Annotated in this window: 12 protein-coding genes; 3 read left to right on the forward strand and 9 right to left on the reverse strand. The window is 61.2% G+C overall.

All coding sequences use genetic code 11. The features are described from left to right. From AC1RO0_RS16605 to AC1RO0_RS16615, 3 genes are all read right to left on the reverse strand, one after another. Entirely contained in the window at positions 1-891 is an 891-nt protein-coding gene (locus AC1RO0_RS16605; RefSeq protein ID WP_498593983.1) for a carbohydrate ABC transporter permease, read from the reverse strand. Next, the gene (locus tag AC1RO0_RS16610; protein ID WP_498593984.1) at positions 888-1,988 is read right to left on the reverse strand and encodes an ABC transporter ATP-binding protein; all 1,101 of its coding nucleotides are present in this window, start codon (positions 1,986-1,988) and stop codon (positions 888-890) included. Before AC1RO0_RS16610 ends, AC1RO0_RS16605 begins: the two co-directional genes overlap by 4 nt. Before the next feature lie 113 nt (positions 1,989-2,101). Continuing rightward, positions 2,102-3,358 (reverse strand): ABC transporter substrate-binding protein, encoded by a 1,257-nt coding sequence (locus AC1RO0_RS16615; RefSeq protein ID WP_498593985.1) that lies wholly within the window; start codon positions 3,356-3,358, stop codon positions 2,102-2,104. Positions 3,359-3,565: 207 nt separating this feature from the next. On the opposite strand from AC1RO0_RS16615, the gene AC1RO0_RS16620 reads away from it, so the two are divergent. Continuing rightward, a complete protein-coding gene (locus AC1RO0_RS16620) occupies positions 3,566-4,318 on the forward strand; it encodes a GntR family transcriptional regulator (protein WP_034522229.1) in 753 nt (250 codons plus the stop codon). 47 nt (positions 4,319-4,365) lie between these two features. Here the strand turns inward: AC1RO0_RS16620 and AC1RO0_RS16625 are convergent, their stop codons facing one another. The 6 genes from AC1RO0_RS16625 to AC1RO0_RS16650 form a co-directional block, all read right to left on the reverse strand. After that, the gene (locus AC1RO0_RS16625) at positions 4,366-5,397 is read right to left on the reverse strand and encodes a glycoside hydrolase family 25 protein (protein WP_498593986.1); all 1,032 of its coding nucleotides are present in this window, start codon (positions 5,395-5,397) and stop codon (positions 4,366-4,368) included. A gap of 180 nt (positions 5,398-5,577) precedes the next feature. Further along, entirely contained in the window at positions 5,578-6,765 is a 1,188-nt protein-coding gene (locus AC1RO0_RS16630) for a galactarate dehydratase (protein ID WP_007690404.1), read from the reverse strand. An 80-nt stretch (positions 6,766-6,845) separates the two neighbouring features. Beyond that, the gene (locus AC1RO0_RS16635) at positions 6,846-8,567 is read right to left on the reverse strand and encodes an ABC transporter ATP-binding protein (RefSeq protein WP_498593987.1); all 1,722 of its coding nucleotides are present in this window, start codon (positions 8,565-8,567) and stop codon (positions 6,846-6,848) included. 7 nt (positions 8,568-8,574) lie between these two features. Then, on the reverse strand, positions 8,575-9,696 hold the full coding sequence (locus AC1RO0_RS16640; protein WP_498593988.1) for an ABC transporter permease: 1,122 nt from the start codon (positions 9,694-9,696) through the stop codon (positions 8,575-8,577). Between the two features lie 9 nt (positions 9,697-9,705). Next, on the reverse strand, positions 9,706-10,692 hold the full coding sequence (locus AC1RO0_RS16645; protein ID WP_498593989.1) for an ABC transporter permease: 987 nt from the start codon (positions 10,690-10,692) through the stop codon (positions 9,706-9,708). Positions 10,693-10,821: 129 nt separating this feature from the next. After that, on the reverse strand, positions 10,822-12,762 hold the full coding sequence (locus AC1RO0_RS16650; RefSeq protein WP_498593990.1) for an ABC transporter substrate-binding protein: 1,941 nt from the start codon (positions 12,760-12,762) through the stop codon (positions 10,822-10,824). 212 nt (positions 12,763-12,974) lie between these two features. Between AC1RO0_RS16650 and AC1RO0_RS16655 the strand changes: the two genes are divergently transcribed. Next, positions 12,975-13,688, forward strand: a complete 714-nt coding sequence (locus AC1RO0_RS16655; protein ID WP_498593991.1) for a FadR/GntR family transcriptional regulator — start codon at positions 12,975-12,977, stop codon at positions 13,686-13,688. A 98-nt stretch (positions 13,689-13,786) separates the two neighbouring features. Continuing rightward, positions 13,787-14,686, forward strand: a complete 900-nt coding sequence (locus AC1RO0_RS16660; protein ID WP_498593992.1) for a dihydrodipicolinate synthase family protein — start codon at positions 13,787-13,789, stop codon at positions 14,684-14,686. Positions 14,687-14,722 lie beyond the last annotated feature (36 nt).

Genomic DNA, 14,722 nt, shown 5'->3' on the forward strand with positions numbered 1-14,722 from the left:
TCAGTGCCCCGCTGCCCGGTCGAGGCGAAGCACCCCGATGATGATGATCGCGGCAAGTGCCACGAGCAGGAATACCCAGGTCGATGCGGCCGAACCGACGCCGAGTTCCTGAAAACTGATCAGCCTGTCGCGGGCGTAGATCGATACGGTCATGACATTCTCGTTGCTTGCGGCCATGACATAGGCAAGGTCGAACATTCTGAGCGCATCGAGCACGCGAAACAGCACTGCCACGCCGATTGCCGGCCGTAGCATCGGTAGGGTGATCGACCAGAAGCGTTTCCAGGCTGGAATGCCATCCACCTCCGCTGCCTCGAAGATCTCCGGCGAGATCAGCTGCAGGCCGGCGAGGATCAGAAGCACCATGAAGGGCGTGGTCATCCAGACATCAACGAAGATGACGGCACCCATGATGAGCGAGCTGTTGGCCGTCCAGGCAATGCCATGGTCGATCAAGCCCAGTTCTATGAGCAGCTTGTTGATCACGCCGAACTGGTCGTTGAGCATCCATTCCCAAATCTTGGTCGAAACGACGACGGGGATCGCCCAGGGAACGAGAATGGCGGCGCGGGCAAGCCCCCGGCCGGGAATCGCCTCGTTGACGAGAAGCGCGATGGCGATGCCGAGAACCGTTTCGATCGCAACGGAAATCACCGTGAAGACGAGGGTGTTTTTAACGGCAACCCACCAGCCATGATCCTGGATGACCTCGATGAAATTATCGAAGCCGATCATGGAATAGGCGGAGGGATTGTCGAGGTAAGCGTCGGTGAAGGCGAAGAAGAAGGTGCGGGCGAGCGGCCAGAGGGCGACGACCAGCATCACCACGATGATGGGAATGAGAAACAGCCATGCGGCCCGGTGATCCCGGCGGGCAAGTCGAGCACTCATCGATCGGTTGCCTCCGGACTATCCAGCGCCAGGCGCTTGCCCTCGGCATCGAAGACAAACATCGCCGTGTCGGAAAAATCCAATCCGACCGGCTTGCCGATGAGATGCTGCGCAGGTGCTGTCGCAAGCCGGATCACCCAGATGACATCGTCCGCGATGCGGCAATAGCCGAAATGCTCGTGCCCCAGATCCTCGACACGCTCCAGCGTGCCGACGATGCGACCCTCAAGCGCGTCGACGAGGCGCAGCGCTTCCGGCCGGATACCGATCGCGGCGACGGGCTCGGCCGATGCTTCTACCGCCGCGCCGATGGAAAGGCCGCCGGGGCCTTCGATCCGGTCGGCACCCGCCGCCTGACGCATCGCGACGGGCAGAAAATTCATGCGCGGACTGCCGATAAATCCCGCCACGAAGCGATTGTCCGGCGCGTGATAAAGCTCTTGCGGCGTTCCGATCTGCTCGATACGGCCATGGTTGAGAACGACGATCCTGTCTGCGAGCGTCATGGCCTCCGACTGATCATGCGTCACATAGATCATCGTCGTCTTGAGATCGTCATGGAGCTTGGCGATCTCCATACGCATTTCCATCCGCAAGTCGGAATCGAGGTTGGAAAGCGGCTCGTCGAAAAGGAATATCTCCGGCTGGCGCACCAGCGCCCGGCCGATCGCCACACGCTGGCGCTGGCCGCCGGACAGTTCTCGCGGCCGGCGCTCGAGCAGATGATCGACCTTCAGCATGCGCGCGACCGACGACACTTTCTGCCGGATCGCCTCGCGACCCATGCCCAGGGTTTCCAGGGCAAAGCCGATGTTGCGCGCAACGCTCATATGCGGATAGAGCGCGTAGGACTGAAAGACGAAGGCTACGCCGCGCCTGGAGGCGGGCACATCGGTGACGTCGTCGCCCCCGATACTGACCACGCCCTTCGATGCCGAGATGAGCCCGGCGACGATACGCAGAAGCGTCGACTTGCCGCAGCCGGAAGGACCGACGAAGACGACGAATTCGCCGTCGTTGATCTGGAGGTTGACGTCTTGAATGACGCTATGCGTACCAAAGTTCTTCGAAACGGATTCAAGCGAAACCGATGCCATTTTACACCCGGGCCTTATGATCATGGAAGGCTCGCCACCTCCAGGTGGCGGCGAGACAGCGGCGCGTTTGGCGGGCGGGAAAACAGATCTTCCCGCCGGTGCTCAAGCTGGTGTCAGCGGCTTTCCTTGAGTTTTTCAAGTCGGCCTGCAAGCGACGTCAGGCCCGGTTTGATGTCGGCGCCACCGGACAGCATGTCATGGACGGTGCGATAGAAGGCCTGCGACACCCGGTTGTAGCTGGTGCCGGTGTAGCCCGACGGGCGCACGGCGCTGTCGGCGAAGGCCTGCTGGTTGTCCTTGAGGAAGGGGATCTTGGCCAGGATCTCGGGATCGCTATAGAGCGCCGGGATGGACGGATTGACCGCATCCTTGAGCGCCCGCATCTTCTGCATGTCGGGGCCGGTGATGAAGTTGACGAAGTCGGCGGCGACCTTCGGCTTGGCGGAGTATTTCGACACACCGTAATACATCGGCCCCAGGCAACCGCTGGACTTCTGGCCTTCCTTGCCGACCGGCAGCGGCATGACGCCGACCTTGTCGATGATGGCGCTTCCCGCCTGGTGCGATGTGCCCCAGACATAGGGCCAGTTGCGGTGGAAGACTGCGTTGCCGGATTCGAAGATCGCTCGTGATGCTTCCTCGTCATAGTTCAGCACGCCATCCGGGCTGATCGAGCCTATCCAGCCCTTGGCCTTACCGATCGCTTCGGCGGCCTGGGGATTGTCGATCGTCACCTTGCCGTCGTCGGAAATGATCGTGCCGCCGCCATTCGAGGCGATGAGTTCGATGGCGTCGCAGGTCAGCCCTTCATAGCTCTTTGCCTGCCAGGCATAGCCCCACATGTCGCCGTGGCCGGTCGCGCGCTCCTTGTCCTGAATTTCCTTGGCGGTCGCCGCCAATTCATCCCAGGTCTTGGGCGGCTGCTTGCCGTATTTCTCCAGAAGATCCTTGCGGTAGAACATCAGCCCGACATCCATATAGGCGGGCATGGCGACGAGATTGCCGCCCAGTTTCGCGGCATTGAGCGTCGAGGCGAAATGCTTGTCCTGATCGGCCTGTGGGACTAGCGTCTTGAGGTCGAGCAGGTTGCTCTTGAACATGCCGAGCCAGATGACGTCGAGAAACAGGACGTCGACATCGGTCGATTTCGCCGCAAGCAGCTGCTGATAGAGCGGGATCGCATCGTCCAGCAACGCGGGCATCTTGTTGATCTTCGCCTCGTTGCCTGTCTTCTCCTTCCAGGCATTGGCGACGTTGGTGCACAATTCGAATTCCGTCGGGGCGCAGAAGACGGAGATCGTCTCGGCGTGCGCCGAGACCGTCCAAAGGCCGGCGCAGAGCGAGAGGGCAGCAAGGCTTTTCTTAAACATGAACTGTTCCCTTGATTGTGATAACGCTTCGGCATCGTGCGGAACTCTACGGCTCCTTGACGTTAATAGGACTGGTTATGACCAGTCATGTCAATATGGACTTTCATGAGATTTGCGTCAAAGATGGCGAAGGCCTGAATGAGGTCGCGAGGGAAACGGCATTTGAACACGCGCCAGAGCAAGGGAACGTTGATTGAAACACAAGACATGGTTGATCGAGGCGATCCGCGCCCGCTTCATAAGCAAGTCTACGAAGCCCTGCTGGCATCCATCCGCGACGGCAAGCTTCCCTTGCGCGGCAAGCTGCCGTCCGAGCGCGAGCTTGTCGATCTCTACAATGTCAGCCGCATCACGGTCCGCCATGCGATCCGCGAATTAATCCAGCAGGGCGTGGTGCAAAGCCAGCCGGGCAAGGGGCTCTATGTCACCGAGCACGGCGGCGGCTTCGAGTTGCAGGTTCTGAAGAGTTTTACCAGCACCGCCTTGGCCAACGGCCGCAATCCCGGTCATCGCCTGATCGAAGCCAGCATCGTTCGTGCGCCGCTTGACATAAGCCGCCCGCTGTTCCTCGCGCCCGGTGCGGAGGTGGTCGTGCTGACCAGATTACGTCTGATCGACAATATACCGGCGGTCATCCAGACCGACTGGATTCCCGCCGGCCGCGTCGCCGGCCTTCTGGATCTCGACTGGGGCGTTGCCAATCGTTCTCTCTATGCGGAATTGCGCGAACGCTACCGGATTTATCCGAAGCGTGGACAGACGACGCTGAGCGCGCGCATCGCTACCGATGAAGAAACGGCTATCCTGGAGCTTACGCCGCCAGCCGCTGTTCTGACCGTCGACCAGATCGCCTTCGACGATCGCAATCGGCCGGTGAACATGACGGCGCTCGTGCACCATCCGGCCCGCTATCCGTTGACGTTGTTGCAGTCGGAAACCGGCGATTTCACGCAATATTGAGGTGGTTGGCTCGACTGTCGTCCGTCGCTACCGGATGGTTGCCTGGCTTAGTTCGTCGCTACCCATTTGTGCCATTCTTCCTCGCTGCCGTGGAAGGCATTGAGGTCAATGCGACCTTCGACGCCGTGTGACAGGCCGGAGCCTGAATATTGCCAGAACAGCCATTTGCGGCCCGGATAGACCTTTGACGGATGTTCGGCCACCGCGCGCAGCCAGAAGGGATAGTTGAGAAACGCGCCCCTCAGATTGTCGCGATAGAAGTCCGGCGCGGTGTAGATGATCGGACGCTGGCCGTAGTACCGCTCCAGCTTGTCCATGAAGACCTGCATCTTATCGAGGACACGCTCGCGCGAGACGCGCTGCTTGCAGCTCGATTCGCCGTTCCACTCGACGTCGATCACCGGCGGCAATGCGCCCGCTTCCCTCGGAACGTTGCGGATGAACCAGTCTGCCTGTTCGCCTGCGGTCCGGCACCAGTAGAAGAAGTGATAGGCACCGCGCTTCAGCCCGGCTTCCTTGGCTCTGCGCCAGTTCTTCATAAACATCGGGTCGAGATGATCGCCGCCGTCGGTTGCTTTGATGTAGACGAAGTTGGCGCCCTGCGTTCGCAGTGTCCCCCAGTCGATCTCGCCCTGCCAGCGAGACACGTCGACGCCGTGAACGGCGAGCTTTCTCGGTGAAGAAGGGCCAAAATTGATGGGTTTTGCGTCGCGGAAACGGTGGCTATAGATCGGCGAACGCGCTTGCGGCGCTATGCTGCTGATCCTGGGGTTGGCGGGCATCAACAAGGCCACCGGCCTTTCCGCGGGAAGCGGGGTGCTCTCCGTCTTGCTCACCGACAGGAACGCTTGCGGGCGTGGGCCTGGCGCTGGCGCAGCATATAGGCCCTGCTGCTGTTCCGCCTGCGCAATCACCTCGCCGATACTGACCGAAGGGACAGGGCCGCTCGCCCGAGTAATGGAATTTGTCGTTTCGGCTGATGGTAGACCGGCTGCGAGGTCGTCCGCACCGGAACTGGTGGAGCAACCTGACAATGCCAGGGCGGCGAGAAGGATTGCTGATACAGCCGAAATACGCATAGGAGCCCGCACGCAAAACAAGGATCGACAGCACAATCGATGCCGTCGGGAGTTCACCAGCTCGTATTGCTAACGGACAATTACCAAAAAAGACTGAATCCAATCTTTACAGGCTCGCTTTAGGTGCGAGCCGAGCCGGCATGGTGGCCATCGAGGCAGCATGCCGGCCCAACCGATCACTTAGGCAAAGGCATAGGAGCCGTCAGGGCGTTTCGGGACACGGCGCTGCCAATGGATGTAGCCTTCCTCTTCCATTGCCTTTTCATCCATCTCGACACCCCAGCCGGGCCTATCGGGCCTGAGCTCCAGATAGCCGTCTTTCGGCAGATAGGGGTCGACGACATAGCGCGTTTCGCCCTGTCGCTTTTCGATATCCTTGCCGCCATAGACATAGGCTTGGCCCTTCGGTAGGCGGTATTCGAGGATGCGGAAGTTCTGCGTGGCGGCCGAGAAGTGCACGTTGACGGCGGTTGCCAGCGGCCCCATCGGATTGTGCGGCGCCACGCCGACGAAATAGGCTTCGGCAAGGGTCGCGATACGCCGCATTTCGCTGATGCCGCCGACGACACAGATGTCGGGCTGGATCAGGTCGGCACCCTTGACCTGAAGCAGGCGCAGGAATTCGTTGCGATTGTAGAGCGACTCCCCGGTAGCGAGAACGCAGTTCAGCCCCTGCTTGAGGTCGCCCCACATGTCGATATTCTCCGGACGCAGCGGTTCTTCATAAAACAGCGGATCGTAGGGTGCCAAAGCATTGCCGAGCTGCCTTGCGGCGACCGGCTCGAAAATCTGCGCATGCGCATCGAAGGCGATCTCGTAGTCGTCGCGCACGGTCTCGCGTAGCGAGCGGAAATAATCCGCCGACGCCTTGACGACATTGCCCCAGCGATGGGCGTGGATGTCGACGCGCCAGGGGCTGAGCTTGAAGGCGGTGAAGCCCCATTCGGCGTTGAGACGATCGAATTCGTCGCGGGCGGCGGGCGCATCCGGCGCGGTATAGACGCCGGCATAGACCTTGACGCGGTCGCGCACGGCGCCGCCGAGCAGCTTGTAGACCGGAACATTCGCGGCCTTGGCGGAGAGATCCCACAGGCAATGATCGAGCGCCGAGATGGCGGAAAGGCCGAGCGCGCCCGGCGGAAAACGGCTTTGCTGGATCAGCAGGTTCACCAGATAGTCGATGCGCGTCGGGTCCTGGCCGGAGAGGAAACCGTAGAGATAATCGAGAATGGGTGGCAAGGCCTTATCGGGACCGTGATTGTAGCATTCGCCCCAGCCCGTCAGGCCATCATCCGTGTCGAGTGCGACGATAACGCGGGGGCGGTCCTTGTCCCGGGTCATGAAAACCCGCATGCGGTCGATCTTCATCTGTCTGTCCTTCTATCAATTGCAACAGTCATGGTGCGGAAGGGAGCTCCGCACATGAGGGGGTATCGGCGCGATCCTTGTCACGCGGCACTGCCGTTTTTCAGCACGTCCGGTTCGACGTAGCGGAAACGGCGCGAGTGATCCCGATCACGCGGATCTGGGCGGGGAATGGCGGAGATGAGTGCTTGCGTATAGGCGTGCTCGGGCGTGTTGCAGACCTTGTCCGCATCGCCGACTTCGACAAGCCGGCCCTTGTACATCACGCCCACGCGGTCGCACATGTAGCGGATGACGCCGATGTCGTGGCTGATGAAGATATAGGCGAGGCCGAGCTTGTCCTGCAGCCGCATCAGGAGGTCGAGCACCTGGGAGCGGACGGATACGTCGAGCGCCGATGTCGCCTCGTCGGCGACGATGATCCGTGGGTTGAGGGTGATGGCGCGGGCAATGCCGATGCGTTGGCGCTGGCCTCCGGAAAAAGCATGCGGGTATCGTTCGCGCGTCTTCGGGTCTAGGCCCACCTGTTCCATCAGGTCGCAAACGCGCTCGTCCAGCGCCCGGCCCTTGGCAATACTGTTGACGAGCAGCGGCTCGCCGATGATCTGCGAGACGGTCATGCGCGGATTGAGGGAACCGAAAGGGTCCTGGAAGACCATGCGCAATTCGCGGCGCGCAGCCGCCAGGCTTTCCCCCTTCGCGGTCGCCAGATCGACGATACCGCCATCGGCGCGGCGATAGAGGATTTCGCCCGCTGTTGGGTCGAGAAGGCGCATGATCGAGCGGCCCATAGTGGTCTTGCCCGAGCCGCTCTCGCCGACGATCCCCAGCGTTTCGCCGGGGAGCAGCGATATGGAGATATCATCGAGCGCCCTGACTTCACCGAAGGCCATCGACACATTGCGCAGCTCAAGAATGGGCGCTGCCGTCCTGTCGAGCGGCGGCCGCGCCAGCCTGATCTCGGCCTTCTCCTCAAGCTTCAGGACGGAGCCGATCAGCATGCGCGTATAGTCGTCCTTCGGCGCGTGAAAGATCTGCTCGACCGGCGCATATTCCTTGGCGACGCCATTGTGCATGACCAGCACGTCATCGGCGATCTGCGCCACGACGCCCATGTCATGGGTGATGAACAGCACCGCCATGCCATAGGCCTTTTGCAGTCGGGCGATCAGGTCGAGGATTTCAGCCTGGGTGGTCACATCGAGCGCCGTGGTCGGCTCGTCGGCGATCAGAAGCTGCGGTTTGCAGGCAAGCGCCATGGCGATCATGGCGCGCTGGCGCATGCCGCCCGAATACTGAAATGTGTATCGGTCCACCGCTTTGTCCGGAGTTGGAATCTCCACCTGACCGAGCAGCGATATGGCTTCCGCGCGAGCTTCCGCCTTGCTCATTCTGGTGTGCAGGCGAAGCGCCTCGATGATCTGGTCGCCGACCGTGTGCACCGGCGAGAGCGAGGCCATCGGCTCCTGGAAGATCATGGCGATGTCGCGGCCGCGGATAGCGCGGATCTGTCGGCCGCGCGGATTGAGGCCGACGATATCGATGGAGCTTCCGTCCGAACCGTTCAGGACGATGGAGCCGCTGGCGATGCGGCCGGGCGCATCGACGATCTGCAGGATCGAGCGCGCCGTCACCGACTTGCCGGATCCGCTCTCGCCGACGACGCAGAGCGTCTTTCCCGGTTCGATCGAGAAGGAGAGGTTGTCGACCGCGCGGAAATTGCCGGTGCGCAAGGGAAAGTCGACGCTCAGGTTCTTCACCTGAAGAAGCGGCCTGACGCCCGTCATGGAAACGATATCGGTCATGCCGGCCTCATTTGTTATAGGGGTCGGCCGCATCGCGCAGGCCATCGCCGAGAAGGTTGAGCGCCATGACGGCGATGACGACGGCAAGGCCGGGCATGAAGAGCCATGGCGCCGTGGCGATCGAGCGGATGTTCTGGGCCTCGCGCAGCAACACGCCCCAGGAGATGGTCGGCGGTTGCAGGCCGAGTCCGAGGAAAGAGAGCGATGTCTCCGCAAGGATCATCGCCGGCACGGCGAGCGTGATCGAGGCGATGATATGGCTGGCAAAGCTCGGCAGCATGTGACGAAAGATGATCCGGCTCTCGCGGGCGCCGTCGAGCCTTGCCGCGGCCACGAATTCCTCCGTGCGAAGCGACAGGAAACGGCCCCGGACGACGCGGGCGAGCTGCGCCCAGCCGGTCAGCGACAGGATGATGGTGATCATCATGTATTGCAGTGCTGCGGGCCAGCCCTGCGGCAGTGCCGCGGCCATGGCGAGCCAGATCGGGATCGTCGGCAGCGACAGCACGAAATCGATCAATCGCTGGATGAGGAAATCGAGCCGGCCGCCGTAATAGCCGGAAATGCCGCCGAGCACGATGCCGAGCAGCAGCGAGAAGAAGACGCCGACCAGGCCGATCGACAGCGAGATCTGCGAACCCTGCACTGTCCGGCTGAAGACATCGCGGCCAAGCCGGTCGGCGCCGAAGAGCAGGAGAGGGGTGGTTTTGTCGGAGGAGGCGAGCAGATGGATGTTGGAGTTGAAAAGGCCCAGCACCGAATATTCGTAGCCGCGCCCGAACAGGCTGACATCGACCCGCTTCGTCCTGTCTTCCTTGAAGATGGCGGCCAGCGTTTCCGGGTCGCGGGTGAGCTTCAGCGGATAATAGTGCAGGCCGAGAGAGAACCCGTTGTCGGTATCGATGAAATGCAATTGCTGTGGCGGATGAAAGGTCGCCCGCGCATTTTGCAAAGTCGGGTCGTTGATGGCGAAGAAACCCGGGATGATAGCGACGATATACATGATCACGGTGACGACGAGGGCCACCATGGCAAGCTTGTGCCGGCGGAAGGCCCACCAGATCAGCTGCCATTGCGAGGCGACGGCGGCGCGGTCCGGCTGAATGTTTGTGATGGCGATGTCGGCCATGGGCGGCTCCTATTCCAACCGGATGCGGGGATCGACCAGCGCGAGCAGGATGTCGCTGATCAGCGAGCCGATCAGCGTCAGTGCGCAGATCAACAGCACGAAGGCGCCGGCGAGATACATGTCCTGCGCCATCAGCGACTGCAGCAGCAGCGGTCCCGCCGTTGGCAGATTGAGGACGATCGCCACCACGACGGAGCCGGAAATCAGGTTGGGTAGCAGCCAGGCGATCGTCGAGATGAACGGATTGAGGGCGATCCTGAGAGGATATTTCACCAACAGCCTGAATTCGGAGAGACCCTTTGCCCGCGCCGTCGTCACATAGGGTTTCGGCAGCTCATCGAGCATGTTGGCGCGCATGACGCGGATGAGGCTCGCCGTCGAGGAGACGGCAAGGATGATGACCGGCAGCCATAGATGCGTGAGAAGATCGAGCATCTTGGCGATGCTCCAGGGCGCGGTCTCGTATTCGGAGGAAAACAGGCCTCCGACATCCTGGCCGAACTCAACGGCCGCGACATACATCAGCACCAGCGCCAGCAGGAAGGACGGAATGGCAAGGCCGAGGAAGGTGAAGGCGGTGAAGAGATAGTCGCCGATCGAATATTTCTTGACGGCGGAATAGACGCCGATCGGCAGCGCAATCCCCCAGGTGGCGATTAATGTCGCCAGCGCCAGAACCAGCGTCAGCGCCATCCGTTCCCAGATGAGACCGGAGACCGGCTGCTGCCATTCGAAGGAGATGCCGAAATCGCCGCGCGACAGAATGCCCCATATCCATTTGATATATTGCACGATCATCGGCTGATCGAGGCCGAAGCGCTCTCGCAATTGAGCCGCCGTATTCTGATCAACGATTTCATTCGAGGAGGCGAGTGTGGCGATATAGGTCGTCACGTAATCGCCCGGCGGCAACTGGATCAGCACGAAGGCGAGGAAGCTGATCGCAAAAAGCGAGGGGATCATCCATAAAAGGCGTTTGGTGATGAAGACCAGCATGAAGCGTCCCTAACCCTGCATTAAACGCCGCTCTTCGAAACTGGTGTAGCCAGGAAGGCCCATCATTCGCGTTGAGCGGCGCGCTTGAAAATAGTGCCGCCCGCTAGGGGCGGCGCTGGGTCGGCAAAATCAGCTTGTGAAGGTAAATTGCTGCGGCAGTGCCGGCCCGGGATTTGGCCAGGACCAGCTGTCGGGCTGCTTCTCCGGCACATTGCGCAGATTGTTGCGGATGATACCGAAGCCGCCGACGGCAAGGCACAGGCCGACGGTCTCGAATTCCTCTGCGGCGATATCGAAGATCTGCTTCATGGCCGCACCGCGCTTGTCGAGATCGGCGGTTGAGCGCGCTTCGTCGAAGAGCTTCATGCGCTTCTTCTGGCTCTCCGGCGGTTCCTCGCCCTGCTTGCCGTTCGAGGTGTACCAGACTGACCATGGAATGGCGTAACGCGAGCCTTGCGGGTGGAAGGCGAAGAAGTCGCGCGGGTCGAGCATCGGGTCGAGGCCGCCCGGCCCCGGCCAGACCTGCGCATCATGGGCGTTGTCGTCGCCGCGCGTGTAGTAGAGCGCGCGCTCGATCGTGTTGACCTTCATGTCGATGCCGATCTGTGCCCAATGCGCCTTCACCAGCTCCAGCGCGTCGACGAGATCTGGATAGAGCGTCGGGATGACGTCGATGGCAAAGAAGATTTTCTGGCCGTCCGGCCTCAGACGGAATCCGTTGCCGTCCTTTTTGTCGTAGCCTGCCTTGTCCAGCATCGCGCCCGCCTTGTCGGCATCATATTCGGTGAATTGGCGCGCGAGCTTTTCGTGGTACCAGGGGTGCTCGGGGCGCGGCCCGGCCTGATAGCCTTCGCTCTGGCCGAAATAGACGATGTCGATCACCTCCGGCCGGTTGATGCCGAGTGACAGCGCCTGCCGGAACGACTTGTCCGCGAACATCTTGCGCATCGCCGGGTCTTTGTGGGTGATGTTGAAGTAGATCTGGCATTGCTGCGAGGTGGAGGGCACGAGCGTTAAAAGGCGATAATCGCCCTTCTTCATGTTCTGCGAGAGCGTCGGCTTGTTGGCGAGCACGCTGATATGGCGTTCTTGAATGTCGATCTTTCCCGAGATGACGTTCAGCATCAGGGATTCGACGTCCTGCGAAATGCCGAAGTTGATCTCGTCGATATAGGGAAGCTGGTTACCCTCGGTGTCGACCTGCCAGAAATAGGGGTTGCGGGTCATGACCACGCGTGTCGCACCGCCGGTATAGGGCTCCTTGACGACCCAGGGATCAAGCGTCGGCTTGTCGACATTGCCCCAGCGCGACGGGATCTCGATATCGCCGCAGCGTGCCCGGAAAAGCTCGGGCCAGCTGCTGGCGCCCGCCTTCTTCGCGTCCTCGGCGACGTTCGGATTGTATTTCGGCAGGAACTGGCTGCAGTAATGTTTCGGAAACAGCGTCGGATGCTGGCCGAGCGGCGTAGCAAGGTTTTCCAGATAGAGCGCATTCGGCGCTGCAAAGGTGAATTTCACCGTGAAGTCGTCGATCTTCTCGACATTGACCACCTTGCCCGCAACCGACAACTGCGCCGGTGCTGCGCTATAAAGATCGGTGTTCTTGACGCAGTCTTCGATGGCGAAAACGACGTCGTCGGCAGTAAAGGGATGACCGTCCGACCAGCGCGCGCCTTCGATCAGGTGGAAGGTGAATTGCGAGGCGTCGTCATTAACGTCCCAGCGCTCGGCAAGATTGGGCAGAACCTTGGTGAATTCCATGTTCCAGCGCACGAGGCTTTGATTGCCCACCATGCGCAGGATGCCGTTATGGTCCGACGAGCCTCTGAGGCCGCGGCGAAGGGTTCCGCCATAGGTGCCGACCTTTTCGAAGGGTGTCACGACCATCGGCTTTTTCGGCAGCCGGTCGGCGAGCGGCGGCAGCTTTCCGCCCTTGACGAGCTCGGCCAATGCGGGGGCTTCGCCGCCCGCGGCAGCGGCTCGACCGGCAAGGGACAAGGCCGCAACGCCTGCCATGCCCCCGAGAACGGCGCGACGTGTCACGCCGCGAGACAGTATTTTATCGCGCATCCATATCCCTCCCGTTTGATGCCGGCATGACTTTGTCTGAACCGGCGCGACAGGCTCCCAACCCATCGCAAGGCGTCCTTTTGGCGCCGCGAGCAGACCATAGATACGTTCTCAGATAATTACAAGAGTTGACAGATATTGACAGATTTAGTAGCCCTGCCGCCTAGAAATGGGTTGAACCTTGTCGCCGGGCGGCAAAACAAAGGATGATGATGACATTGTCGGCCGTCACTGAATCGGACGGGGGCGCAACGCGCTTCGGCGACATCATCTACGAGAAGATCGTGGGCATGATCGCGGACGGAAACTTCCCGGTGAACGAAAGATTGCCGTCGGAGGAAAAGCTTGCCGTCATGTTCGGGGCATCGAGGCCGGTCATCCGCGAGGCGCTGGAGCGCCTGAGGGGCGATGGCCTGATCGTTTCGCGCAAGGGGTCGGGTTCCTATGTGCGGCAACGGCCGGATTCGTCCGTGCTGAAGATGGTGCCGGTCGGCTCTCTTGCCGATGTGCAGCGGTTTTTCGAGTTTCGCGCCGGCCTCGAGGCGGAAGCGGCCGAACTGGCCGCGCGCAACTGGCAGCCGGCGGACAAGGAACGAATTTCAGCCGCTCTTTTCAACATCGAGCAGTGCCTGAGTGACGGCAAGCTTGGCGCCGAGGAAGATCAGGCGCTGCACGACGCGATTGCCATGGCAACCGGAAACCAGTTTCACATCACGCTTCGCGAATGGTTCAAGCCGCATTTCGCCATTGGGCATTCCGTCACGCGAAGCCTGAGCCTCAAGCGCACGGCCGAGCAGATACGCACAGTCCAGGACGAGCATGCGGTGATCGTCAAGGCGATCTTCGAGCGACAGGAGACAGAGGCGCATGACGCGATGAAGCGGCATATATTGAACGCTCGCGCCCGCATGTTCCAGGGGGTCTGAGCAGCAGTGGGAGGAAGGGATGATGCGACGACCGGCTGTGACCGGCCCCAGCGCCCTTCCATTTCAATCATCGGCGGAGAGCCAACAAGGGGAAGAAGATGAGTATCGCAACCATACGTCAGGCGCTGAAAGGTGTGTCGGGCGTTCCCGTGACGGCTTATGACGATAGGGGCGAGGTCGCCCCCCGGATCACGGCGAAGGTCTATCATCGGGTCGCCGCTGCCGGCATCCACAATATCGTCGCGGCGGGAAATACCGGTGAATTCTATGCCCTGACGCCCGAGGAAATCCGCCATGTCCACGAGGCGGCGGTTGCGGGCGTCGACGGCAAGGCGCCGGTGACGGCGGCGATCGGCAGATCCTTGCGCGAGGCGATCGCAATGGCAAAGAATGCCGCTGTGATCGGTGCATCCGCGGTCATGTCGCATCAGCCCGTCGATCCCTTTGCCGCACCTGCGGCCCAGATCGACTATTTCTGCGATCTTGCGGAAGCCTCGCCCTTGCCGCTGGTGGCCTATGTGCGCGCCGACGGTTTCAGCGTCGACGACATGGTGCGCCTTGCCGGTCATGCCAACATTGCCGGCATCAAATTCGCGACGACGGATCTGATGCTTCTCTCCAGGGCGATCGCAGCCTCGGACCCGGCCGGCGCGCTCTTCGTCTGCGGTCTCGCCGAGAGCTGGGCGCCGACCTTCACCGCCGCCGGCGCGCGCGGCTTTACCTCTGGCCTGGTCAATGTCGCGCCGCAATTGTCGCTTGCCGTCCTCGATGCTCTGGACAGGGGCGATTTCGCTGCGGCGCGCGCGATCGTCAACAAGCTCGAGCCGTTCGAACGCATGCGTACGAAATTCCGCAACGGTGCCAACGTTACGGTGGTCAAGGAGGCGGTGACCTATTCGGGTCTCGATGTCGGCCCCGTGCGCGTGCCGGGATTGCCGCAGCTCGATCAGAAGGACCGGGAGGAACTGCATCGTCTGCTGAAGGACTGGGAGGGGTAAGCGCGCCGAGCCTGTCCGCTGCTACAGACTGCAAAA

It is taken from the genome of Rhizobium sp. GW821-FHT14E12, assembly GCF_058803745.1.